Genomic DNA, 23766 nt, shown 5'->3' with positions numbered 1-23766 from the left:
GCGCTATTGTCGCCGCTGGCCTGCCTCTTGGACCGAGACCATCGCATTGCCCACGCCGCTGGCGGCAATCACGGCAATGCCGACCCAGGCCAGCGCGTCAGGCACGTGGCTGAAAAAGACCCAGCCTGCCAGTGTGGCGAACGCAATCTGGGTGTAGAGATAAGGCGACAGCACCACCGCGCTGGCCCGGTTGAAGGCGCGGATCAGCATCAGATGGCCCAGGGTGGCCGTCGCTCCCAACGCCATGAACCAGGGCCAATAGTCCAGCAGCGCCTGGGTGCGCCAGTGCCACAACAAAAAAGGGCTGGTCAGCAGCGCACCCACCAACCCGGTGTAAAACTGGGTGGTGTAGGGGTTTTCGTCCGCGCTCAGGCGGCTGGTCAGCACCTGGAACCAGGCGTAGGTGATCACCAGCACAAACGGGAACACCAGTGCCCAGCCAAACACCTGGCCGCCCGGGCGCACCACCAGCAGCACGCCACCCAGGCCCACGGCCATCAGCAGCCAGCGCAGTGGCGCCACATGGTTTTTCAGCACAACGGCCGCCATCGCGGTGGCCACCATCGGCGACAGCATGACCATGGCGGTGAACTCGGCCACCGGCAGGTGCTGCAAGGCCAGAAAAGTGCAGAGACTCGAGACCAGCAACAGCCCGCCGCGCAAGACTTGAAACCTTGGGTTGGGGGTGGCAAACAGGCCGGCTTTTTGCACCGGCAAACGCATCACTAGGGTCGCGACCGTTTGAAAGGCATAGCGAAACCACAACAGCATCAGCACCGGCGCCAACTGGGTGAGGTGGCGGGCGACCGAGTCGCCCAGGGCAAACGACAGCGTGGCGGCCATGATCAGCAAAATGCCACCGCCTTGGCGGCTGCGCCAAAAATCTGAGCTCATGTCAAGCTGGGGTGAGGGGTTGCACAGCGGGTCCGTCTCAAGCAGCCTTCATGCCGCCCAAGCGGCCGACCGGCCAGGTTCATGCGGCGGCGGGCGCCTTGTGGATGCGGTCTTGCAGCAAGGACCAGATCGGGGTGAGTTGCGTTGGCAGGGCGGGCAAGTCGCCGAGATCGGTGCGGCTCTCGGTGGGGCAGTGAAAGTCGCTGCCGCGTGAGGCCGCCAGGTCAAACTCCAGCGCCACATCGGCATAGGTCGCGCTCTCAGCGGCCGAGTGGCTGCCGGTGACCACTTCCACGCCTTGGCCGCCCAGACCCTTGAACTCGGTGAACAGGGCAAATTCTTCGTTGGCGCTGAACTTGTAGCGCGCCGGATGCGCCACCACCGCCAGGCCGCCTGCCTCCCGGATCCAGCTCACCGCCTCTTTCAGGGTGGCCCAGCGGTGCGGCACGTAGCCGGGTTTGCCGTCGGTCAGGTATTTGCGAAACACCTCGTAGGTGTCTTTGCAGACACCGGTTTCGACCAGAAAACGGGCGAAATGGGTGCGAGAAATCAGGTCGTGGTTGCCCGCGTACTTCAAGGCACCTTCAAAAGCGCCGTGGATGCCCACCAGCGCCAAGCCATCGGCCATCTCGTGGGCGCGCTGCGCGCGTCCACCGCGGGTGCGTTGCAAGCCTTGGCGCAGCGGCGCGTTGTCGGCGTCAAAACCCAGGCCAACGATGTGCACGGTCTGGTCCAGAAAACTCACGGAAATTTCCACACCGGTCAGGTAATCCAGCCCGACGGCCTGAGCCGCTGCCAGGGCCCGCGCCTGGCCACCAATTTCGTCATGGTCGGTCAGGGCCCACAGGGTCACGCCGTTGTTTTTGGCCCGCTGCGCCAGCTCCTCAGGTGTCAGGGTGCCATCGGAGATGACGGAGTGGCAATGCAGGTCAGCGTTCAGGGTGGGAATCATCGGCTGATTTTAGGGAGCTATCGCGCGCTGGGCGGGCTGTCGGCAAATCAGCCCTACACCCGTCCAAGGCGCTGATCGACCGTCTGCGTGACCGCGCCGTGTGGGTTAAGGCAGTTCGGCGGCTTCGACCAGAAAGCGTACTTTGCGCTCGCCACGCCAGCTGTCCGCGTCCAGCCGGAAGGCGAGTTTGACGCGCGCAGGCAGCGGCTCGGTGTGGCCAAACCAGATGCCGTCCACCGGTTCGCCGCGGTGTTTGAGCTTGAGTTGCAGGTGTTTTTCACCCACCAGGCGTTGCGACAGCACGTCGACTTCTTCGCTGAAGGTGGGTGCGGCAAAACCCTGGCCCCAGACTTCGTGGTGCAGCGCGTCCACCAGATCAACGCGGCGGTATTCGGGCTTGAGCGGGCCGTCGGTGTCCAGGCGGCGCAGCAGCGTGGCGGCATCGAGCCACTCGCGGGCGACCTCGGCCAGCGCTTGCTGGAAGGTGTCGAAATGGTCCTCGGCAATGGTGCAGCCGGCTGCCATGGCATGGCCGCCGAAACGCAGCAACACACCGGGGTGGCGTTTCGCCACCAAATCGAGTGCGTCGCGCAGGTGAAAACCGGTAATCGACCGGCCCGAACCCTTGAGCTCGTGCCCGTGCCCGGTGGCGCCGCTGGGCGCAAACACAAAGGCCGGACGGTGCAACTTGTCCTTGATGCGTGAAGCGACGATCCCGACCACACCTTCATGAAAATCCGCGTCAAACACGCAGATGGCGGGCGGCGCCTCGGCGGTATCTTCATACAGCGACTCGGCCACCAGCAGGGCTTGCTCGCGCATATTGCCCTCGATCTCGCGGCGCTCGCGGTTGATGCTGTCCAACGTTTTGGCCAGTTCCAGCGCGCGGTTCGGGTCGTCGGTCAGCAGGCATTCGATGCCCAGCGTCATGTCTGAGAGGCGCCCGGCAGCGTTGATGCGCGGCCCCAAGGCAAAGCCGAAGTCAAAGGTGGTGGCCACCGCCGCATCGCGCGACGAGGCGGTAAAAAGTGAAGCCAAGCCCGGCGGCAGCATCCCGGCTCTGACCCGTTTGAGCCCTTGCGCGACCAGGCGTCGGTTGTTGGCGTCCAGTCGCACCACGTCGGCCACCGTGCCCAGGGCGACGAGGGGCAGCAGCGCGTCCAGCTTGGGTTCAACGGGCCGGGTGTCGGGCGGGATCGATCCGTCTGGCGCTGGCGACGCGGGCGAACGCGCGGCAAAAGCGCCGCGCTGGCGCAACTCGGCGCGCAGCGCCAGCAGCACATAAAACATCACGCCCACGCCGGCGATGGACTTGCTCTGAAAGTTGCAGCCGGGTTGATTCGGGTTGACGATCACGTCGGCCTCGGGCAAGGCGGGGGTGCCGTTGATGCTAGCGCACAGGTGGTGATCTGTCACCAGCACCTGCAGGCCCAGCGCACGCGCCGTGACCACGCCCTCGAAGCTGGCGATGCCGTTGTCCACGGTGATCAACACGTCGGCACCGCTGGCTTTGACGCGCTGCGAGATCGGGGCGGTCAGGCCGTAGCCGTCCTGCACGCGGTCGGGCACGATGTAGTCCACGTGTTGGGCGCCCAGCAGGCGCAGGCCGCGCACGGCCACGGCGCAGGCGGTGGCGCCGTCGCAGTCGTAGTCGGCCACGATGCAGAGTTTTTTGTCCTGGCTCATCGCGTCAGCCAGCAGGCGCGCCGCCTCCTGTGTGCCTTTCATGCTGCTGGGGGGCAGCAGGTGCGCCAGCGCGGCGTCCAGTTCTGAGGGGTCCAGCACACCCCGCGCGGCATACAACTGCGCCAGCAACGGGTGGATGCCCGCTTTTTCCAACGCCCAAACGGCGCGCGGTGGCGCGTTTCTGACAATTATTTTCATGGCGACTCAAAAAATCCAAATAGGGGGTTACGGCGTGAGGTCAGTGCGAGATGGCCAGATCGGTGTCGGCCTGGTTGCGCTCATCGGTATAGGTTGACGCTTGCGCAGCGCGGCTGCTGTTGTAACAGCTGACGACCACATTGCTCAACGGCTTGGCTTTGTGCAACACCTCCACGGCGCAGCGGCCATACACCGATTCGATGGTGGCCAGCAGGTTGCGGGCATAGGGGGTTTCGAGCTTGCCGTCCAGAATCAGGTTGATCAGCAGCACACCTTGCGGGGCCAAGGTACGCCGGGTGTCCTGCCAGAACTCTTGCGTGACCAGGTGGCCGGGAATGGCGGTGTGGCTGCTGAAGACATCCACCACCACGGCGTCAAAGCGCCGCTGGGTGCTGCGCACAAAGTGGCGGGCATCGTCCACGATGAAGCTGCCCTGCATCGGGCCTTTCAGAAAGCGCTGCTCGGCAATCTGGCGGATGGCGGGGTCGATGTCCACATAGGTGTAGCGGTTGGTCGGCTCCTGATGGGACAGGGTGAAGCCCCCGGCGCCCAGCACCAGCACCTCTTTGTCATACAAGCCCAACTCCTCCAGCAGGATGCGGCGCAGGTGTTGCACGTAGCGGGCGTAACGCGGCGGCGTGCTGTCGTCCATCATGGAGGCCAGTGAGTCGTTGATGAAAAAGGTGCGCGGGTTGTTGCCGTCCGGCAGCATCACCCGCTTGACGGTGTAGTCGGCATAGGCGGTTTCCTGCACCTCGGTGGCAGGATACAGGTTGATGGCGGTGGCCAAGGCGCAGACCAGCCCCACTTTGGCGCCCTGCGGCCAGCGCACGCCGGACCCGGTGGTCAAGAGCAGGCTGCCCAGCGCCAGCAACAACGTGCACACCAGCACCGCCACCGACACCCCCAGCCACTGCATCACCCCCAGCGACAGGCTGACCGACCCCAGAAACGACCCCAGCGTGGACCAGTACAACGCATACCCGCTGGCCTCGCCAGCGCGCGCATGTTTCATCAGGTTGGTCAGCACCGGCACGGTTTGCCCCAGCAGCCAGGCGATCGGGCACAACACGCCGCCGATGAACAGCAGATACGCCAGCCAGGTGGGCTGCACAGCGGTAAACAGACCGTCCACCGTGAAACGCGCCAACCCCAGACCTGCCAGCACCGCGGATATTTGGAAGTTGCGCGCCACTACGCTTTGAAAATGGGTCGTCACCCGCGCGCCAGATGCGTAACCGAGCGCCAGCGCCAGCAGGAAAAAACCGATGGTGGGGGCCGTGACCACAATCGCGCTGCCCACATGCGGCAGCAGGCGGCGCAAGGCGACGATCTCTGCCCCCAACGAACAGAAACCTTCAATGAAAACGATCAGGTAAAGAAGCTTGCGCGGCACGATCAGGTGCTACAAAGGTTATAGCTTTTCGAAGCTTTCCGACAGGGGCCGGGCGCCAAACAGGCCTTTCAGTTTGTGCCAGACCGGCTGAGGTTGGGTGATCCAGGTCTGGCTGCTGCGCTCGCCGCACAGGGTCAGCTGCACCGGCTCACCCCGGCTGGCTTGGGCCAGCAGCGCCGGGAGCCGGGTGGCGTCGATCTCTTGCCAGGCTTGTGCCCAGGCAGGCCAGTCTTCCGCCAGCGCCAGCGGCTTCAGGCTGTCTAACACCACGGGCCGAACTGACTCGGCAGGCGGCTGGTAACTGGCTGGCAGTGCGCCGGTGCCACTGAGCCAGAACGAGTTGACCGGGCTCAGGGCCAGCACCTCGCGGGCGTCGTTCACCGGGTGGGTGTAGAGCAGCATCTGCATCTCGTTTTGCAGGCGGCGCAGCGGTGCCGCCTGGGCGCTGGTGGTCATCCAGACGGCCAGGTCGCGGCCCACCACCCGGTCGGTGGAGGCGGTGGCCAGGCCGGCAAACACCTCGCCCTGCGCCAGCCAGCAGCCGGGCTGCTCACCGGGGACCAGGCGGATGCCGTCTTCTTCAAAGTAAGGGCGCATGGCCGCCAGCAGCGCCTCGGACTGCGCCTGCGAAAGTGCGGGCAGCGGCAGCTGGCTCATCGTGACCCGGCCGGTGTTGACCTGCCAGTGGCACAGCGTGATGACGGCCCAGGCGCTGCTTGTCGCCGACGCCAAGCCGCACTGGTGCGCTTGCAGCGCCGCCCAGGGGATCTGGCCGTCGGGCGCGCTGATGCCCCAGGCCGTTGCCAGGGCCCGCTCATGCGGGGGCGACAGGCTGAACTCGTCGCCGCTGTCGGGTGCCTGGGGCGTGAGTTGGCCCAGCAATTTCTGCAGGTGGGGCAGCCGCAGGCCGGTCAGCGTGTCGGCATAACCTTGTGACACAGAGGCAGCGTAAGGAAGGATCAGATGCATGGCGGGCATTGTCCGGGATAATCAGCGGCTGAACTGTCGGCGCCCCGCCGCAACCCCCCTGACCCGATGCCCATCCCTTTCGAACTCACACTTGGCTGGCGCTACACCCGCGCTGGCCGCGCCACCCGACGCAATGGGTTCATCTCCTTCATCTCCGGTGTGTCCATGCTTGGCATTGCGCTGGGCGTGGCGGCGCTGATCATTGTGCTCAGCGTGATGAACGGCTTTCAAAAAGAAGTGCGCGACCGCATGCTGGGCGTGGTGTCGCACATCGAGATTTTTGCCCCCAACGGCGACGCTTTGACCGACGTGGCCCGCACCCTGCGGGAGGTGCAGGCCAACCCGCAGGTCATCGGTGCGGCGCCTTTCATCGCCACCCAGGCCTTGCTGGCCAGGGGTGAGGACATGAAAGGCACCGTGGTGCGCGGCATTGACCCGGCCCGCGAGCCGGACGTGACCGACCTGGCCGTTGACTTGAAAGATTCCGCCTTGACGCGCCTGATTCCGGGTGAATTTGGCGTGGTGCTGGGCGGCGAACTGGCCCGGTCGTTGGGTGTGGTGCCGGGTGATTCAGTCACGCTGGTGGCCCCCAGCGGGCAAGTCACACCGGCCGGGGTGGTGCCGCGGCTGAAACAGATGACCGTGGTGGGCACGTTTGATTCCGGCCACTTTGAATATGACTCGGCCCTGGTTCTCATGCATCTGGACGACGCCGCGCGCATCTTCCGGCTGGAAGGCCCGACCGGCGTGCGGGTGCGCCTCAAAGACCTGCACCAGGCGCGCGAGGTGGCCGCCCAACTGGCCGACACGCTGAGCGATCACCTGTTGATTCGTGACTGGACGCGCCAGAACCGCACATGGTTCGCCGCCGTGCAGCTTGAAAAACGCATGATGTTCATCATCCTGACCCTGATCGTGGCGGTGGCGGCCTTCAACCTGGTGAGCACGCTGGTGATGACGGTGACCGACAAACGCGCCGACATCGCCATCTTGCGCACGCTGGGCGCCAGTCCGGCCAGCATCATGGGCATTTTTGTGGTGCAGGGCGCCATGGTGGGCGTGATCGGCACGCTGGCCGGTTTGGCGCTGGGGCTGGGTGTGGCTTTCAACATTGATGTGATCGTGCCCGCGCTGGAGCAGTTGCTGGGCGCCACCTTTTTGCCGCGCGACGTGTACCTGATCAGCCGCATGCCCAGCGACCCGCAGCAGGCCGACATCGTGCCGATTGCCATCATTTCGCTGGTGCTGGCGTTTTTGGCCACCCTGTACCCGAGCTGGCGCGCCAGCCGCGTGAACCCCGCGGAGGCTTTGCGCTATGAGTGATCAATTCAAAAAACTGGTGCTAAGCGCTCGCGGCCTGACCAAGCGGTTTACCGAGGGGCGGTTGGACGTGACGGTGTTGCAGGGCGTCGACCTGGACGTGTTTGCCGGCGAAACGCTGGCCATCGTCGGCGCGTCCGGTTCGGGCAAAAGCACGCTGCTGCACCTGCTGGGTGGGCTGGACGCACCCACCAGCGGCTCGGTGGCGCTGCTCGGGCAAGACCTGGCGCACCAGAGTGCGGCCGAGCAGGGCCGCCTGCGCAACCAGCATCTGGGTTTTGTGTACCAGTTTCACCACCTGCTGGCCGAGTTCAGCGCGCTGGACAATGTGGCCATCCCGCTGTGGATCAGGCGATCAGACCGGGCGCAGGCGGCGCAAACTGCCGCCAAAATCCTCACCGATGTGGGGCTGGCCGAACGGCTGCACCACCGGCCCAGCGAGTTGTCAGGTGGCGAGCGCCAGCGGGTCGCCATCGCCCGGGCGCTGGTCACCCGCCCGGCCTGTGTGTTGGCCGACGAGCCCACCGGCAACCTGGATCGCAGCACCGCGCATGGGGTGTTTGATTTGATGCTGGAATTGGCCCGCACCCAGGGCACTGCTTTTGTGATGGTGACGCACGATGTGGCCTTGGCGGCGCGCTGTGCCCGCCAGCTCACCCTGGTGCAGGGGCGGCTGGCCGAAGGCATCGCCCAGGTCGTCTGACCGGTCGAACAAATTTTTACAGTTGGAGTAGCACGTATGAGCATCGAATGGCTGGAGAGTTACAAAATTGGCAATGCCGAGATCGACGCATCACAACAGGCGCTGTTTGAGCTGGCGAACCAGATCGCTACCTCGGAAGACTGGATGTCGCTGCGCCCGATGATCGTGACGCTGTTCAAACAGATGCAAACCCAGTTTGAGCTGGAAGAAGCGCTGATGGCCAAGGTGGCTTTCCCCGGCGCCCAGGCGCACGCCCAGGACCACCAACACCTGCTGACCCGCCTGCGCGATCGCAGCATGGACGTCGGCAAGGGCCACATGAACAAAAAAGCCATTGTGGGCGTGGTGACCGACTGGGCGCACCGGCACGTGGTCAACCAGGACGCTGAACTGGCCCAATACCTGGCCATCTGGGCCTGAGCACCACCCGGGGCACCATGCGCTGGATCGACACCCACTGCCATCTGGATGCACCCGAGTTTGGGGCAACCACCCCCAGCCAACGGGCACGGGCTGCTGCCAACGGGGTCATGCATTGCGTGCTGCCGTCGATTGCGGTGACCAACTTTGAGGCGGTGCGCGCACTGGCCCACCAGAACTCGGACAGTTACTGCCTGGGCATCACGCCGATGAATGTGCCCTATGCCGCCGACGACGCCCTGAGCCAGCTCACCGCCGCCGTGCAGCGCCACCACGGCGACCCGCGGCTGATGGCCATTGGCGAGATCGGGCTGGACTTCTTTCTACCTGAGCTGTGCAAAAGCCCCTGGCGCGAGCGCCAACAAGACTTTTTTTATACCCAACTGCGGCTGGCACGTGCCCATGATTTGCCGGTGGTGGTGCATTCGCGCCGCGCGGTTGACCCGATTCTGAAAGCCCTGCGCCAGGTGGCTGGCCCGGGCGGGCGCTGGCGTGGTGTGGTGCATGCCTTCAACGGCAGCCTGCAGCAGGCGCAGGCCTTCACCAAGCTGGGGTTCAAGCTGGGGTTTGGGGGTGCGGTGACCTATGAGCGGGCGCGGCAGTTGCGTACCCTGGCCACCGAATTGCCGCTGGACGCCATCGTGATGGAGACCGATTCACCGGACATGCCGCCGCGCTGGCTCTACAAATCAGCCGAACAACGCGCCGCCGGTGAGCAGCAAGGCATCAATTCACCGGCCGAGTTGCCACGCATTGGCGCGGAACTGGCCGCGCTGCGCGGCATCACCCCTGAGGCGCTGGCGGCCGCCACCACACACAATGCGCTGGACGCTTTTCCGCGGCTGGCCGCGCTGCTGGCGGCCGATGTGGCGCGGTCAACCCCTTCACCTCTTCAGGAGACTTCATGACGCCCAACGCGACCCACCTGACCGAAGCCCAAGCCGTGGCGCACATCCTGGCGCACTGCCGCACCGTGGCCGTGGTGGGTTTGTCGCCCAAGGCGCACCGCGAAAGTTACCTCGTGGCGCAGTACCTGCAGGCACAGGGCTGGCGCATCGTGCCGGTCAATCCGGTGGCCGCCGCCAGTGGCCAGCTGATTCTGGGTGAAAAGGTGTATGCCACCCTGACGGACGCCGCGCAGCACGAAGCGCTGGACCTGGTGGATGTGTTTCGCAACAGCGACGATGTGCCCCCGGTGGTGGACGAGGCCATGGCCCTGGGCCTGAAGGCGATTTGGCTGCAACTGGGCATTTGCCACGACGCGGCCATGGCCCGCGCCCGCGCGGCAGGTGTGGTGGCGGTGCAAAACCGTTGCCTCAAAATTGACCATGCACGTCAGGCTGTGCCGTGAGTTCCATGCCAGACAGCGCTGAGCAGCCCGCGACCAGGCCACACCGGTCACCCCAGTCCACGCGCCACACCACGCCAGACAAAGAGGCCATCGCCCTGTTGCCCGCCTTTGAGCGGCTGGGGCTGGACCGGATCACGCTGGTGAGTACGGGCGATGCTGCGCGCGAGGCCGCTGCCGCGCTCAAAGATGCACCGGCCTGGGGGTTCGATACCGAATCCAAACCCACGTTTCGGGTGGGCGAGTTGTCCGATGGGCCGCACATCCTGCAGTTGGCCACCGCCCGGCACGCCTGGGTGTTCCAGTTGCATGAGCCCGACTGCCGCGCGGTGGCGGCCGAGCTGCTGGCGCTGGGGGGGTATGCCAAGGCCGGTTTTGGCCTGGGTGACGACCGAAAACGCATCATCCACAAGCTGGGCGTGGCGCCGATGGGTGTGCTGGAGCTCAATACCGTGTTTCGTGATCGTGGCTACCGCAAGGACATGGGTGTCAAAGGTGCGGTGGCGGTGCTGTTCAACCAGCGCTTCATCAAATCGAAAAAAGCCGCGACCAGCAACTGGGCCAACCTGCGCCTGACCGAAGCGCAGCTGGTGTATGCCGCCAACGATGCCTATGCGGCCATCCGCGTGTACGAGGCGCTGGGCCTGGGCGCCCCCAACGCCGTTTAAACGCGCCCCTCAGTGGGGCTGGACGGCGGCTTTGGCGTGCAACTTGGCGGCGATGTACTCGCCGTGGGTCACGTGCAACAGGCCCGCCACCTTGCTGATCAGGTGGTTTTCGTGGGCGTCCAGATGCCCGTCGGCATAGGCCACTTGCCACATGTATTCGACCACCTGGATTTTTTGCGCCTGGGTGAACTGGTCGTTCATCGTGCTGGTGAAGCTGAAGAAGTCGTTGGCGCCCTGGGCGGTGTTTTCAGCGCGCTGCATCAGCCGGGCCAGCTCGTCATCACTCAGGGCAAAACGCTGGCGCAGGGTGGCCAGGGTGCGGTTGCGCTCGGCGTCGCTGCAGGTGGCGTCGGCGCGCATCACCTCGACCAAAAGCACGGCGGTGGCCAGTTGCAGGTCGTGGGTGTCGTCATTGAGCGTGGTGCCGTCAAACACAAAGAGGCTGGACAAGAGGGCTTTAAGCGGGCTGAGCATGGGTGCGCGGTGGCCGGTAACGGCAAAGGGAAGGGTGGAAAAGTTTACCCCGGCGCCCGGTCCCACACCAGCAACAGGTTGTTGGCGGGCATGGGGTGGCGTTGTATCAACCGCAGACCTGCTTGCGCCGCCGCGTCCTGCACGTCTTCACGCCTGCGCACGCCCCAGGCCGGGTGGCGCTGGCGCAGGCTTTGGTCAAACGCCAGGTTGCTCGGGGTGGTGGTCACCTCGGCTTCAAAGTAGGGGCCGTAGGTGATCAGGCGCCCTTGCGCGGCCAGATGCCGGGCGGCGCCACGCATCAGACCCGCGCACGCTGCCCACGGCGCAATGTGCAGCAGGTTGGCGCAGTAGAGCAGGTCGAACAGGGGGGCCTGGCCGGTGCTGGGGTCGGCGCTCAGCCAGGGGTCGGCACACACATCGAGCACCAGCGGCGCCAACACGTTGTGCAACCCGGCTTGCGCGGCATAGGTGGTGATACTGTGAAAGCCGTCGCTCGTCAGGTCGGTGGGTTGCCAGGTCCAGCCGGGCAGGTGGCGGGCGAACCAGGCGGCGTGTTGTCCGGTGCCCGAGGCCATCTCCAGCGCGGCGCCATGCGCTGGCAGCAACTGCAGCAGCTTGTCCAGGATCGGGGCTTTGTTCTGCTCGGCAGACGGGCTGAAGTCGGGTGTGTTCATGGTGGTGTGGATTCTGTCGGAACTGGGGCACGGGGTGTGCCACGCCGCCAGAACAAGCCCATCAGCGGCTTGACGCTGATGCCGTGGATCAGGATCGACAGGGTCACCACAATCAGGGTGAGTTGGGTCAATTGCAGGGCCAGCGGCTCGGGCAGCCCATGCTGGATGGCAAACATCAAATAGTAGAGCGAGCCCACCCCGCGCACACCAAACCAGGCCGCCAGAGCGCGGATGCGCCACGGCGTGCCGCTGCCTGCCAGCCCCAGCAGCGCGCTGGCAGGCCGCGCCACCAAAAACAGAAACAGCGCCAACCCCACCGCGGCCCAGCTCCAGGAATCGAGGAACAAGGTGCCACCGATCAGGATCACCAGCAGCATCTCGGACAGGCGCTCCAGATGTTCCTTGAAGATCAGCGAGCCCTCACTCACCGTGGGCTGGGGTTCGGCGTGCGGGGCGGGCCGGGCGGCGTTGGCCAGTTTCAGCTCGGTCTGGCGCAGCGCCACAGCGGCAAAAAACACCCCCAGAAACCCCCAGGCGTCGACCATCACGCACAGGCCATACACCACACCGATCAGGCCCAGGCCCAAAAAATCGTCCATCAACTGGTGGTGGTGTGGCGCGCGGCGCAGCTTCCAGCCGACCCGGGCCAGCGCCGCGCCTGCCGCCACGCCAATGGCGATGGCGCTGAGCGTGGCCCAAAGCACCTCCACCAGCCACCAGCGCGTGCCCCAGTCACCCAGGTCGTGCAGCCCCAGCAGGCCCAGGCCCAGCATCACAAACGGAAACGCGCTGCCGTCGTTCATGCCGGCCTCGCTGGTCAGGGTGAAGCGCAGCAGGTCGCGGTCGCCAGGGTGGCGCACCTGCACGTCGGTGGCCAGCACCGGGTCGGTGGGTGCCACGATGGCGCCCAGCAACACCCCCGCGCCCAGCGGCAACCCCAGCACGTAGTAGGCGAACGCGGCCACCAGCGCGACGGTGAGTGCCATGGATGCCGTGGCCAGCAGGATCGGGGCCCGCCAACGTGCCAGGATAAAAGGCGCGGGCATCTTCACGCCGGCAGAAAACAGCGAGATCAGCACCGCCACCTCGGTCAGCGCTTCCAGCAACGCGGACTCTTGCAGCGGATTGAAATGGAACAGGTTGAGGGCGCTGGGGCCCACCAGCAGCCCGAAGGCCAGGTAGACCATCGCCGACGTGACAGCCGAGCGCTGCAACAGCGTCGCTGTCAAGCCGCGCACCAGCAGCAAGGCGCCAATCAGCAAAAACCACTGCGGGATGGACATGACAAGCAGCTTGAGGACATCGGGACAGTGTAGTCAGCGCCGCCGTGACTGACCGTGCGGTCAGTCACATGGGCTTGTCAAACGCAGCGCCGACGGCCAGCAAAAACCAATCGGCTGTCGTCAAACATCACCCGGGTGGAACGCGGCCCGGGCTAGTGCGTGACGATGGTGTAGGTCACTTCTTCGGACTCCACCAGGTCCAGAATGTCGTTGAGCAGTTCTTCGTCCTCGGTGCTGGACCAGGTGTCTTCCGGGTCGTTGGCAAACAGCGGCTCGATGGCCAGGTCCAGAAACTGGCCGTTGGGCAGGCCGATCACGTGCCCGCCTTCGGAGGTTTGGACCAGTTCCCAGTCGTCTGGCACCAACATGTCGAGCTGAATGGTGACGTTGAGTTTTTTCATAGAGGCATCCTTTTTCAATAAGGCCGCGAGGTTAACCCACCACGGACCCAACCCCGCCAGGTTTTGCGGTGCGCCCGCCCGTTGGCTGGCGCGAGCTACTTGGCGAGCGTGATCCGCTTTTGTCGCAGGTACTCGTTGAACTGCGTCAGCGGAATGGCGGCCAGACCCACGGCGCCGTTGTCAGCGGTCCAGCTCAGGGTGGCGCTGTTGGCGGCAGACAGGTCGACCTCGACCGGGCCGACCGGAATCACCAGCGGTGCGCCGTCGCCAGGGGTGTAGGTCATGTGGTCGTTGACGGTGGCGTGTTGTGTCATGGGATCTCCTCAAAAGGTGCATTACATGCCAGGCGCGCGGGGCGGTCTGTTAACCAACACACCGCCAGACAACGGCACTCCTGTTGTTAATCTGAGGCGAGGTAGGGTGGACAGCAGAGTGTGAATGCAGCCTCACATCTGCGCGGGCGCAGCGGCTTCGTCCATCCAGAACACCTCCCACTGGTGGCCGTCCAGGTCGGCAAAACTGTGCTGGACCATGAAGCCGTGGTCTTGCGGCGCATTGGGTGTGGTGGCACCGGCGGCCACGGCCTTGGCGATCACGTCGTCGACCTCGGCGCGGCTGTCGACCGACAGGGCCAAGATCACTTCGGTGGCCTGGTTGGCGTCGCTGATCGGCTTTTTGGTGAAGCCCTGAAAGAAGGGCTCCACCAGCAACATGGCGTAGAAGTTATCGCCAATCTCCAGGCAAGCGCCTTGCTCGTTGGTGAAGCGCGGGTTGAACGTGAGGCCCAGCGCCTTGAAGAAGGCCTGTGAGCGGGCCATATCTTTGATGGGCAGGTTGACGAAGATTTGTCGGAACATGATGTGTTCTCCTGGTTTTCGGTGGGTGTGCGAGGCTCAGCTTTTCTGGCTGGCTTGCATCTGCTTGAACTTGTCCAGCGCGTCGCTCGGCGGGAACTCGTCCAACTCGATGAGCTGGCGCAGCTCAATAACGGCCTCTTTACCTCGGCCCGCAGGGTTGGGGAAACGGCGGCTCCATGCCAGGGCCTCTTCGCGCGAACGCACCTGGATCAGCGTGTAACCGGCGATCAGCTCCTTGGCCTGTGCAAAGGGGCCGTCCACCACCCGCTGGCCCGATGCGTCGTAGTGGATGCGCCAGCCGGTGCGGCTGGGGTGCAGGCCGCTGCCGTCGAGCAGCACGCCCGCGCGCGCCAGTTCTTCGTGGTAGGCGGCCATTTCCGCCATGAGTTCCTCAGGCGCTTCGGGAGTGAGCTCGGCTTCGAACTCGGGGCAGGATTTGACGATGATCATGAATCGCATGGGGATGCTCCTGGGAGGTTCAGGTTTTGCAGGCGGGTGGTTCCATGCCGGGCTGCAGCATGCTGTTGTGGTTACCTTCGGTGTCACAAAACGCCACGTACTCGCCCACACCGGGAATCGTCATGGGTTCACCGAGCACCTCACCACCTGCCGCTGTGACCCGCTGCATGGCGGCGCGGATGTCTTCCACCGCGATCACCACTGAGGGATGTTGTATCGGCCCATGGGCTTGAAAGGGGAACAGGCCGCCGTTGATGGAACCCAGCGCGGCCTCGGGCGGCACCGGTGGTCGGGCACCCGCAGGGGCGGTACCCACCAACAGGTAGTCGCCCATGTCGGGGCCCAGAAACTGGTGGGTCCAGCCGAAGGCGGTGGCGTAGAAGTGCTGGGCGCGCTCGCGGTCTTTGTATGGCATTTCAAAATGCACAACGGGACACATAGGAACGGTGACGGTGCTCATGGGTGCCTACTCAGGTGTTGGTTCACAGACGGTGTTGACATGCCGCGTCTTCATTGGGCAGGCCAATGTGGTTGACTCAGGCTGCGGCAGGGTGGCCGCGCCGCGTGTGAAACCGGTTCAACGGCTTCCATGAGCACAACGAAACCAGTCGAGCGATGGTCGCGGTCTCGCTCAGGCTGACGCGTTGGTCAGGCGGCTCCATGAACAGGCGCATGTGGTTGGACATGGCAGAGACCTCTCACGGTTCATGGGGCGCATGCTACACAGGTTTGACCCAGGGTGCCCAGTCAAGCCTGCCACACCCCAAACCCCGCTGAGCGCAGATCGATGCCGATGTCGATCTCCTTGTCCACCGCGTCCTGGTAGCCCATGGGGTTGAACGCTTCGTACAGGTCCGGCAGCAGGCGCAGGCCGTATCTCTGCACAAAACTGTTGGCCTGAATGCCCGCTTTGTGTTTGTCAAAACGCACATCCGGGTCCAGGCCCGTCATGCCGACATACACGCAAGGCTTGCCTTCGACGTAATGGGGGTTGTTCTTGCGAAAACGCGGCTCAAACAGCACATCCTTGGACAGCTCAATCACATAGACGTGGTGGTGCCTGCGCCGGGACATGGTGGGTAAGCCCGCGTCAGTGCGCTAGCTGCCTGTCATATCCCGGATCAGGGCTTTGACTTTGGTGGTGAGGATGTCCACCGCCGGGTCGTTGGCGCCGTGGGGCAGGATCACGTCGGCGTGGCGTTTGGTGGGTTCGATGAACTGTTTGTGCATCGGGCGCACGGTGTCCATGTACTGGTTGATCACGCTCTCAGCTGTGCGGCCGCGCTCGGCCATGTCGCGCTGCAGGCGGCGGATAAAACGCACGTCAGGCGCGGTGTCGACAAAGATCTTGAGCGACATCATCTTGCGCAGCTCGGCGTCATACAGCGCAAACAGGCCCTCCACCACAATCACCGGCGCGGGTTGGAGGTGAATAGTCTGGCTGGCGCGGTTGTGCGCGGTGAAGTCGTAGGTGGGCATCTCGATGGGCTCGCCACGGCGCAGCGCCTGCAGGTGCTGCATCATCAGCGGCCAGTCAAACGCATCGGGGTGGTCGTAATTGGTTTTGCGCCGCGCATCAAACGACAGTTCGGTCTGGTCCAGGTAGTAGTCGTCCTGGTACACCACGGTGGCCATGTCCGGCCCGACCGACGCCAGCACCCGGCGCGTGACGGTGGACTTGCCACTGCCGCTGCCCCCGGCAACACCGATCACGAAGGGTTGGTGGTTGGCGTGGGACATGCGTTCTCCGGGGTCAGGTGCAAAGCAGGCAAGTTTACAAGCCACCCCAGGCTTGCCAGACACCCAACCCGGTTGAGCGCAGGTTGATGCTGATTTCGATCGCACAGCCCACCGTGTCCAGCCTGGTCTTGCCTACCTACACGCAAGGCGTGGCGTTGATGGCGTGGGCGGGGTGCTTGCCGCCCCGCCGCAGGGGCTTACAGCGTGGCGTAGTCGGTATACCCCTTGGCGCCGGGCGTGTAGAAGGTGCTGGCGTCGGGCGCGTTCAAAGCGGCTCCGACCTGGATGCGCGCGGGCAAATCCGGGTTGGCCAGGAAGCTGGTGCCAAAGGCCACCGCATCGAGCTTGCCGTCGGTGATGGCTTGGATGGCCTCGTCGGCGGTGTAGCCCATGTTGCCAATCAGCACACCTTTGTACTTGTCGCGCGCCACCGTCATCACATCACCCTGTTGCACACCAAAGAAGTCGGCGCGCATCAGGTGCAAATAGGCCAGTTGGTAGGCATTGAGCTTGTCGGCCAGGTAGCTGGTCAGCCCTATCGGGTCGCTGTCGATCATGCTGTTGAAGCTGTTCAGTGGCGACAAGCGCAGGCCCACGCGGTCCGCACCAATGGCGTCGGTCACCGCGGTCAACACCTCAAACAGGAAACGTCCGCGCTTCTCCATCGAGCCGCCGTAACCGTCGGTGCGTTGGTTGGCGCCATCACGCAGGAACTGGTCGATCAGGTAACCATTGGCACCGTGCACCTCCACACCGTCAAAACCCGCCTCAATGGCGTTTTTGGCACCCAGGGCAAAGCCCGCGACGATGGCCGGAATCTCGGCCTCGGTCAGCACACGGGCGGGTGCGTAGGGCACCTTGCCGTTGGGTGTGTGGATCTCGCCCTCAATCGGCACCGCGGTGGACGACACGCTGGCCTGGCCACCGTTGATGTCGGCATGCGCCGCGCGCCCGCTGTGCCAGATCTGCAAAAAGATGCGCCCGCCCTTGGCGTGCACAGCGGCGGTGGTTTTCTTCCAGCCCTCGATCTGCTCGGCAGAGTAAATGCCGGGCTCGGCCACAAAGGCCGAGGTGTTGGGCAGCACCATGGTGCACTCGGTGATCAGCAGGCCACCGCTGGCGCGCTGGGCGTAGTACTCGGCCATCAGCTCGTTGGGCTGGTGCTCTGAGCCAGCGCGGGTGCGGGTGAGGGGGGCCAGGATAAAACGGTTGGGCAGCGTGAGGCGGCCAACTTGCAAGGGGGTAAACAGCATGACAAATGTCCAGTGGGTCAAAGAAAGGGGCGAACCTTAGCACCACAGCCCATTCACGGAGCCCCAGCGGGCCAATGCTGTTTGCGCTAGCCAATGGCCAGGATTTGTATGCCAAATTGGCTTCTAGCCCTTTTGATATCAGGGCAAACAGCTACAAAAGCTGCAGCGTTTTGGCGGCGCTAACTTAAAACGACGACCCCGGCTCGCTCAGAAAAGCCAGTTCCTCGGCGCTGGAGGTGCGGCCCAGAATGGCATTGCGATGCGGGTAACGGCCAAAGCGGTCAATGATGGCCTTGTGCAACAACTCGTAGCGCAGGTTGTCTTCCAGACCCGGCTGCGAAAACAGGGCGACGGCTTGCGTGTGCACCTGCGCGGACTCGCTGTGCATGTAGGGCATGTAGGCAAACCTGCGCTGCGCCAGCGGCAGGTTGCGGTCTTGCCCACGGGCCACCAGCTCTTGCGCCAGAGTCAGCGCCAGCGCGTCCTGCTCAAAGGCACGCGGGGTGTCGCGGTACACATTGCGCGAGAACTGGTCCAGCACGATGATCTCGGCGAGCCGCCCCGCCGCCGTGGCGCGCCAGGCTGCCAACTCACCCCGCGCAGCCGCTTCCAGCGTGGCGCCAAAACGCGTACGAATGGCGGCGTCCAGCGCAGCGTCTTTGGCAAAGTGCTGCTGGGGACTCAACTCGTTGAACCAGAAACTGAGGATGTTGGTGGCTTGCATGGGCGCGAGGATAACCAGGGCTGGGGTTTCCGTAAACGCCCATTGGCGTATTTAGAGTGAGGCCACAGGTCGGGGCGCGCTCGTCGACCACCCCAGCTTGAAGTCGCAAATTGCGACTTCAAGCTTGCAAATGCATCAGGGGAATTGAGCTAGGCCCTTTTCCTATATGCATGATTAGGTATCAAAAGCGTAGCAATTTCTCAAGCCCAGTAAGGTAAATACTCCGCAAATTTTTTGCCGTTTCCAGCATCTTTTCGTTTGATCCGGCCCAGCGCAACGGCATCCCCAATCAAGTTTGTGATTTGGTTTCGGTGCTTTTCATGTAGCTTGAATCGTTCCCGCACGGTGGTATTTGTCAGGGTGCTGCTGGATAAATACTGCAATACGGCGTGCTGGTAGCACGCCTCAACACGTTCTGTTTGTGACATTTCGGAGAACTTGCGCGGGGCATACAAGGTGACGCGGAATGAATTTTCTTGTAGCGTGAAAACCAGTGGCGGCAAGCCGAACAGCTCGATAGCCCCGACCACTTTTTGAAAACCGGTACCCCGCTCTTCACAGATGCGATAGCGTCTGAACGAAGAAGCCAGCATCTCATTGCGAGACTCGGGCGTGGTGCCAATCAGGCGGTCGGGGCGCTTGCCGGGCAACAGCGTTCCGGGGTTGGTGACTTCGATTCGGTCGTCATAAATTTCTACCATCGGCCCGGCACCGGTGACGGTGAAGTCTTGGTGAATCAGTGCATTGGCAATGAGCTCGCGCAGGGCAATTTCGGGGTACACGCTGACCTCGGTACGCAGCGATTGCTGAATCACTTCCGAGTGCGGAAGGGCTCGTTTCAAGTAGCCAATCAAGCCTTCAAAGCCCACGGCATAGCCCTTGTTTCCGGGGAGTTCGTCAATCGTCTCCACTTTGTTGGTGCCGCGATACCGGATAACCCGGATGCGTTTGCGCTCCAGCGTGCCAAATTCATCCAGTTTGCGGGCTGCGGCAATGGCCCCAAAGTTGGTGATGTAGAAACCACGCCCATCGGCAACGGCCAAGCCCTCGGCCAGAAGCCATTGGCCCAACTCATCGGAGCCATCGGGCAAGGGGCGCTCCAGCAACTTGGCAATGGCGGCTACGTCCAGTTGCCTCAGAACATCTTCTAGTGGTAATAGTGAGGAGGCACGCAACTCCTCCCATCGTGGGGTTGCACTGTTGAGCATCAGCGCGCCAACTTCTTGCCTGGAGGCTTTTCGGGTGGTGCCACTGGAACGCACCCAAGACTCTTCAATTGACTTGCCGCGTCGATGCACGGGCTTCACAGCCTGCTCAGGCACGTGAACCAAAAGAATGGGCATACCCTTGAACTCCACCACTGCGTGATCCAGGGCCAACGGTGGCTCGACTGCATCACGGCCAAGGTTAGACAGGGTATTGGCAATTTGGGCCACAGCTTCCTGATCAATGCCCAACAGTTGCCCAGAATTTGCAACGCCAAACACAAAGCTACCGCCATTGGGATGGTTGGCAAATGCCATCAAGTGCTCAGCCAGCCTGTCTTTGTGGTCTGAAAGGCTGGCTTTCCAGTCCAGTTCGTTAACCTCATGTGGCACCGGAGCCAGGCTTTGTTCAAGACTCTGCAATACCGCTGCAATCCAATACTTGTTTGCCATGTGATACCAAGTTATTGATTTGTATGACTTTTATGGAATTTTCCGGATTCGCATGTGATAAAGACAACCGAATCTTTTTGCTGTAATCGATTGTCCAATGGCAATGCTATCCAGTTTGCACAAATTGGCGTCTTCCCTTGTTCTGTCTTCCACGTCATCTAGCGACTGGTCGAGCGGCCCGGCACCGCAATCGCAGCCACCCGCATGCCGCGTGTTTCACCAGCGGGCAGATAGACTTGGATGGTTTGAGGGCGGGGCATCGTGATGTTGGCAGTTGTCAGAGCCTCTGGAAAATTTATAAGAAATGTGGCCCTAGCCCTTTTTCAATAAGGGCTAGCAGCTGCAACTAATGTAGCTAATTGATGGCACAAATCAGTGCAGCTGAAAGTCATGCGGCCACAAGAAGTACGGTCCAAACCGACCCTTGGCCACGAACTCAACACCGGCTGCCTCACCCTTGGGCGTGACGACATGTTTGTCGCCGTTCAATGCCAAGTAACCATGTTGTGTGGCGTGGCTCAACAGGTCGGCGGCTTTCATGCCCAGCTTTTGCGCCAGCTTACCGGAAGGCAACTTGTCGTTTGTGGCGTCAGCCTCGTCACTGGAGTCTGTTGGCGCGGCGGTTGTGGCGGGTTCGTTGGTGACGCGCTCCAATGAAATACGCACTTCTTCACTGATACGGATGATGCGCTGGGCCTCTTCGTAGGCATCTTTGTAGAGCTGGGTGTCTTCACTGCGCTGGATCAGGATGCCCATCTCGTTGTTGTTCACCTGGCTGAACTCGTACAGATTCAGGCTGGTGATGATGCACAACTCTTCATTCATGTAGCACTTGGCGTGCAGGTTCTTGCAGAAGCTGGTGCGGATGTAGGTCAAGCCGCGCAGCCATTCAATCTCTTGCGGCTGCAACTCGCTTTTACCGTAGACGATACGCACGTCGATCTTCAGCCGGTTTTTGTCGGCCAGCAGCTCTTTCATGCGGTCGTTGAGCTTGAGGAAGGGACTGATCAGGATGAGGCGGTCTGATGCGCCTTTGATCAATTCTTCAAGGTGGTAGTTGGTGCCGGTGGTCGTTAGAAACTTTGTCATTTGAGTAAACTGAAATAGTTAATTCTATATATTTGATAGTTCACCGTATTCCTGCGGCGTGGAGAATTGTTTCATTGTCAATAGACATTACGCTAGTTAGATAAGTCGAACGTGAATCTGAAACTGCCACTTCAAGACATTCAATCATTAGTCGGCAGGCATATAGATACGATGTGAAATCTTCTGGTCTAGCCTTGTGTCCTCCCAAGAATTTTGCAGCAAGCAATGGCTTGCTGGAGAAAATTATTTCTGATGTAATAAATATTGCTGAGGCATTTCCAAACTCATACTTTGCTTCTTTGGAGATTAAAAAGCCTCGAATTTTTGTTAGGTGCTCAGCAATTTTTGAAACTTCCGCTGAGGTTAATGGAAGGCTTTTCGATTTTTCAACGTCAGAAATTATAAGATCTGAAATGTCTGCGCTAAGATACCCATCGATATGGTGATGTGGGTTTTTGTGTGACATTGCCGTGCAGTAACAATAGGCAAGAAATTTGACAACACCGGCATCATTTCCTCGCATAATGTGAAGTTTGCTCACCATTTTTTTTAAAATGGGATCGGCTGACGGTAGAAGTGCTACTGTGTACAAAATAACTTCTCGCCATTTTTGATCTTTAAGTGCAACTTCTACTGTGCCTTCCAATATTTTATTATCATTTGACTGAGCTATGTATGAGGCGGTGAAATACTCTTGTATTGTCAGATGAGAGAATGAGTAGATATCCTTAGCTCTTTCTACTAATAGTCCATGCTGTGCTTCTATTTGTTTTAATACAATTGCCGCATCTGATTTTCCACTTTTCTCTTTATCGGGAAGGCGATTTAAGAAATCTAAGATATAGTGCTCTATATTTTTTCTGGGAAAAATTGTTTGAGAATTGAAGTAAAAGTGAGCAGCAATATACTCTAAGAGATGTTCGCGTCTAGAAAATGATAGATTTTTGTAGAATCCATCTCGACCAATTAGTCGTGATGAATCCCATTTTCTGAGTAGTGCATCAATCGCTTCTCGATATAAATCGACCTGGCGAGTAGGAAATTGGAGAGTTTCATCAAACGCTAGACATAGCAAAGTTATTAGCAGTGGTGTTCTGCCAAGATCTCTTATTCCTGCATTGGATACTTCATTCCATCCAGTAAGAAATCGATCGAGTTGCCCAGACTTAGATCCATACCATTGTCGAATAAAACTGAGTTTTTGGTTCTCGGTAAAATCTGCTACTTCGAGGTATTTAAAGCGCTCAAATGAATAGTCTGTCGCAGCTGTTCTGCAAGTCAAACAAAATTGGCATTTCCTATACTTTAAGGATAAATTTACAACCTCTTTGATTGTTTGATTTCTCTTTCCACCTTCTTCATTTACTTCATCTAATCCGTCGAGAAGCACAAGTGCGTTACCTTTTGAGAGTAGTGCTGTGACAAAGGGTTCTGCTTTTGGAAATCCACATAAGTCAAATTGATTTGAGATAAACTTTTCAATTGGTAGGTTGGAGTCGCTCCATTCTTTTAATGGAATGAATATTGGGGATTTGTTAATTTCATTCTTGCATGCAAGAATAGCCAAATATTTTAAAAAAGTGGTTTTTCCGGCACCAGGTTTTCCCAAAATGAAAAGACTCTCGCCAGTCAGAGCTACTTCAAGTGCAGAAAGTCTATCAACTTCATTTCGAGGGAGTTGATCATTCTTTTCCAATGAACGAATGTCTCCCGAGAAATATGTGAGTGCGGATGGGCGATCAAAAACAAAGCAATCTGTATAGATGGTTTCTATCTTTATCGGAGTGGGGTTTCCCAGAATTTTGGTTGTGCTTAATGCATCCAAAAGATTGCTCTTGTACTTTGATTGTAATCCCTTCCAATCAAGAGTTTTCCATTTGTCTCTGAGCTGTGCTTTTGCGAATTCGGCCAAGTCGCCAGCTTCCTCTTTTGCGAATTCAATGGTTGCATCAAAAGCTGAGTCCGCGAGGGTGGACCAATCAAATCCCACAATTGAAGTAACTAAATCTTTCATATAATTCTCCCGCTGATACTTGTTGTTTATCTTTGCCGGAAATTGAATTGGCAAGTTGAAAGAATTGTCACTTCCATTAACTATTCAATAGCCCTGCCATCAATTGAATATCGGCTTACTACCCTACACATAATCCACCCGATCTGCTATAAAGTGCCCGTGTTTTTCAAGCTGGACGTTCTGGCCGGGCATGTCGTTGATCAGTGAATCTCGACTATTCCAGAAATGACTCTGAGACTTTTGCGTTGTATCAAGTAATCCGCTTTAGCGATAGCTTTACCACGCAGCCCAATTTTGAGGCAGTGTTCACCAAGGGATCCTATGTGAATTTGTGGGTGCAGCTGCTGAACAGGTCGTTCATGTGCGGCAGCGTGATACCAGCGCGCTGGACATCTTCGGCTTGGGATGCCGAGTTGGCCGATGATTTTGCGAATCTGGGTAGGCAGATCACCCAGTAGCAACAAGGCTCCTGCTTCGTCTTCCGGGAAACCCAGATCCCGAAAGACGGTTTTGTCGCCACCCATGCTGTGAAGTGCTCCAGTCATGGTCCCATCCAAATGGGTTTGGATGGGTGTGGCGGTCTTGG

The 23766-nt window shown here is 60.6% G+C and carries 28 protein-coding genes; 6 read left to right on the top strand and 22 right to left on the bottom strand.

Annotated elements, in window-relative coordinates:
* Positions 1–3 precede the first annotated feature (3 nt).
* From LHU53_RS16360 to LHU53_RS16340, 5 genes are all read right to left on the bottom strand, one after another.
* A complete protein-coding gene (locus LHU53_RS16360; protein ID WP_227333859.1) occupies positions 4–894 on the bottom strand; it encodes a DMT family transporter in 891 nt (296 codons plus the stop codon).
* A 79-nt stretch (positions 895–973) separates the two neighbouring features.
* On the bottom strand, positions 974–1846 hold the full coding sequence (locus LHU53_RS16355) for a 3',5'-nucleoside bisphosphate phosphatase (RefSeq protein WP_227333858.1): 873 nt from the start codon (positions 1844–1846) through the stop codon (positions 974–976).
* A 105-nt stretch (positions 1847–1951) separates the two neighbouring features.
* On the bottom strand, positions 1952–3730 hold the full coding sequence (recJ, locus tag LHU53_RS16350; RefSeq protein WP_227333857.1) for a single-stranded-DNA-specific exonuclease RecJ: 1779 nt from the start codon (positions 3728–3730) through the stop codon (positions 1952–1954).
* Between the two features lie 40 nt (positions 3731–3770).
* Positions 3771–5126: a fused MFS/spermidine synthase gene (locus tag LHU53_RS16345; protein ID WP_227333856.1), complete on the bottom strand. Its 1356-nt coding sequence runs from the start codon at positions 5124–5126 to the stop codon at positions 3771–3773.
* A gap of 18 nt (positions 5127–5144) precedes the next feature.
* Positions 5145–6095 carry a hypothetical protein gene (locus LHU53_RS16340; RefSeq protein WP_227333855.1) on the bottom strand — a complete coding sequence of 317 codons (951 nt, stop codon included), beginning with the start codon at positions 6093–6095 and terminating at the stop codon, positions 5145–5147.
* Between the two features lie 66 nt (positions 6096–6161).
* On the opposite strand from LHU53_RS16340, the gene LHU53_RS16335 reads away from it, so the two are divergent.
* Genes LHU53_RS16335 through LHU53_RS16310 form a run of 6 tightly spaced genes read left to right on the top strand, consistent with a single transcriptional unit; the run spans position 6162 to position 10554 of the window.
* Positions 6162–7418 carry a lipoprotein-releasing ABC transporter permease subunit gene (locus LHU53_RS16335; RefSeq protein ID WP_227333854.1) on the top strand — a complete coding sequence of 419 codons (1257 nt, stop codon included), beginning with the start codon at positions 6162–6164 and terminating at the stop codon, positions 7416–7418.
* Complete coding sequence (gene lolD / locus LHU53_RS16330; RefSeq protein WP_227333853.1) at positions 7411–8118, top strand: lipoprotein-releasing ABC transporter ATP-binding protein LolD; 708 nt, start codon at positions 7411–7413, stop codon at positions 8116–8118. The genes LHU53_RS16335 and lolD overlap by 8 nt, the downstream gene beginning before the upstream one ends.
* 36 nt (positions 8119–8154) lie before the next feature.
* Positions 8155–8538: a bacteriohemerythrin gene (locus LHU53_RS16325; RefSeq protein ID WP_227333852.1), complete on the top strand. Its 384-nt coding sequence runs from the start codon at positions 8155–8157 to the stop codon at positions 8536–8538.
* Positions 8539–8555: 17 nt separating this feature from the next.
* The gene (locus tag LHU53_RS16320; protein ID WP_227333851.1) at positions 8556–9446 is read left to right on the top strand and encodes a TatD family hydrolase; all 891 of its coding nucleotides are present in this window, start codon (positions 8556–8558) and stop codon (positions 9444–9446) included.
* Positions 9443–9889 carry a CoA-binding protein gene (locus LHU53_RS16315; RefSeq protein WP_227333850.1) on the top strand — a complete coding sequence of 149 codons (447 nt, stop codon included), beginning with the start codon at positions 9443–9445 and terminating at the stop codon, positions 9887–9889. The genes LHU53_RS16320 and LHU53_RS16315 overlap by 4 nt, the downstream gene beginning before the upstream one ends.
* A gap of 5 nt (positions 9890–9894) precedes the next feature.
* Positions 9895–10554, top strand: coding sequence for a 3'-5' exonuclease (locus LHU53_RS16310; protein ID WP_227333876.1), 660 nt, complete (start codon positions 9895–9897; stop codon positions 10552–10554).
* 9 nt (positions 10555–10563) lie between these two features.
* On the opposite strand, the gene LHU53_RS16305 is transcribed toward LHU53_RS16310, so the two are convergent.
* From LHU53_RS16305 to LHU53_RS16225, 17 genes are all read right to left on the bottom strand, one after another.
* Positions 10564–11028: a TerB family tellurite resistance protein gene (locus tag LHU53_RS16305; protein WP_227333849.1), complete on the bottom strand. Its 465-nt coding sequence runs from the start codon at positions 11026–11028 to the stop codon at positions 10564–10566.
* A gap of 44 nt (positions 11029–11072) precedes the next feature.
* Positions 11073–11702 (bottom strand): DUF938 domain-containing protein, encoded by a 630-nt coding sequence (locus LHU53_RS16300; RefSeq protein ID WP_227333848.1) that lies wholly within the window; start codon positions 11700–11702, stop codon positions 11073–11075.
* Positions 11699–12985, bottom strand: coding sequence for a sodium:proton antiporter (locus tag LHU53_RS16295; RefSeq protein WP_227333847.1), 1287 nt, complete (start codon positions 12983–12985; stop codon positions 11699–11701). Before LHU53_RS16295 ends, LHU53_RS16300 begins: the two co-directional genes overlap by 4 nt.
* 152 nt (positions 12986–13137) lie before the next feature.
* Entirely contained in the window at positions 13138–13386 is a 249-nt protein-coding gene (locus tag LHU53_RS16290) for a hypothetical protein (RefSeq protein WP_227333846.1), read from the bottom strand.
* A gap of 95 nt (positions 13387–13481) precedes the next feature.
* Positions 13482–13700 (bottom strand): hypothetical protein, encoded by a 219-nt coding sequence (locus tag LHU53_RS16285; RefSeq protein ID WP_227333845.1) that lies wholly within the window; start codon positions 13698–13700, stop codon positions 13482–13484.
* Between the two features lie 132 nt (positions 13701–13832).
* On the bottom strand, positions 13833–14243 hold the full coding sequence (locus LHU53_RS16280) for a VOC family protein (RefSeq protein WP_227333843.1): 411 nt from the start codon (positions 14241–14243) through the stop codon (positions 13833–13835).
* 36 nt (positions 14244–14279) lie between these two features.
* Positions 14280–14702 (bottom strand): YciI family protein, encoded by a 423-nt coding sequence (locus tag LHU53_RS16275; RefSeq protein WP_227333841.1) that lies wholly within the window; start codon positions 14700–14702, stop codon positions 14280–14282.
* Positions 14703–14721: 19 nt separating this feature from the next.
* Complete coding sequence (locus tag LHU53_RS16270; protein WP_227333840.1) at positions 14722–15117, bottom strand: VOC family protein; 396 nt, start codon at positions 15115–15117, stop codon at positions 14722–14724.
* Positions 15118–15238: 121 nt separating this feature from the next.
* On the bottom strand, positions 15239–15388 hold the full coding sequence (locus tag LHU53_RS16265; RefSeq protein WP_227333838.1) for a hypothetical protein: 150 nt from the start codon (positions 15386–15388) through the stop codon (positions 15239–15241).
* A 61-nt stretch (positions 15389–15449) separates the two neighbouring features.
* A complete protein-coding gene (locus LHU53_RS16260) occupies positions 15450–15776 on the bottom strand; it encodes a hypothetical protein (protein ID WP_227333836.1) in 327 nt (108 codons plus the stop codon).
* 24 nt (positions 15777–15800) lie between these two features.
* On the bottom strand, positions 15801–16442 hold the full coding sequence (udk, locus tag LHU53_RS16255; RefSeq protein WP_227333835.1) for a uridine kinase: 642 nt from the start codon (positions 16440–16442) through the stop codon (positions 15801–15803).
* Positions 16443–16639: 197 nt separating this feature from the next.
* The gene (locus LHU53_RS16250; protein ID WP_227333833.1) at positions 16640–17695 is read right to left on the bottom strand and encodes an alkene reductase; all 1056 of its coding nucleotides are present in this window, start codon (positions 17693–17695) and stop codon (positions 16640–16642) included.
* A 184-nt stretch (positions 17696–17879) separates the two neighbouring features.
* Positions 17880–18419, bottom strand: a complete 540-nt coding sequence (locus LHU53_RS16245) for a DUF924 family protein (protein ID WP_227333831.1) — start codon at positions 18417–18419, stop codon at positions 17880–17882.
* 200 nt (positions 18420–18619) lie between these two features.
* Positions 18620–20077 (bottom strand): ATP-binding protein, encoded by a 1458-nt coding sequence (locus tag LHU53_RS16240; RefSeq protein WP_227333829.1) that lies wholly within the window; start codon positions 20075–20077, stop codon positions 18620–18622.
* A gap of 372 nt (positions 20078–20449) precedes the next feature.
* Positions 20450–21166, bottom strand: a complete 717-nt coding sequence (locus LHU53_RS16235; protein ID WP_227333828.1) for a phospholipase D family protein — start codon at positions 21164–21166, stop codon at positions 20450–20452.
* A 40-nt stretch (positions 21167–21206) separates the two neighbouring features.
* The gene (locus tag LHU53_RS16230) at positions 21207–23180 is read right to left on the bottom strand and encodes an NACHT domain-containing NTPase (RefSeq protein WP_227333826.1); all 1974 of its coding nucleotides are present in this window, start codon (positions 23178–23180) and stop codon (positions 21207–21209) included.
* 200 nt (positions 23181–23380) lie between these two features.
* Positions 23381–23725 (bottom strand): hypothetical protein, encoded by a 345-nt coding sequence (locus LHU53_RS16225; protein ID WP_227333824.1) that lies wholly within the window; start codon positions 23723–23725, stop codon positions 23381–23383.
* Between the last annotated feature and the right edge of the window lie 41 nt (positions 23726–23766).

It is taken from the genome of Rhodoferax sp. U2-2l, from assembly GCF_020594515.1.
In the GTDB taxonomy this organism is placed as follows: Bacteria; Pseudomonadota; Gammaproteobacteria; order Burkholderiales; family Burkholderiaceae_C; genus Rhodoferax.
The sequence above is the reverse complement of the archived record's forward strand: the minus strand, read 5'-3'. Positions and strand labels throughout refer to the sequence as shown.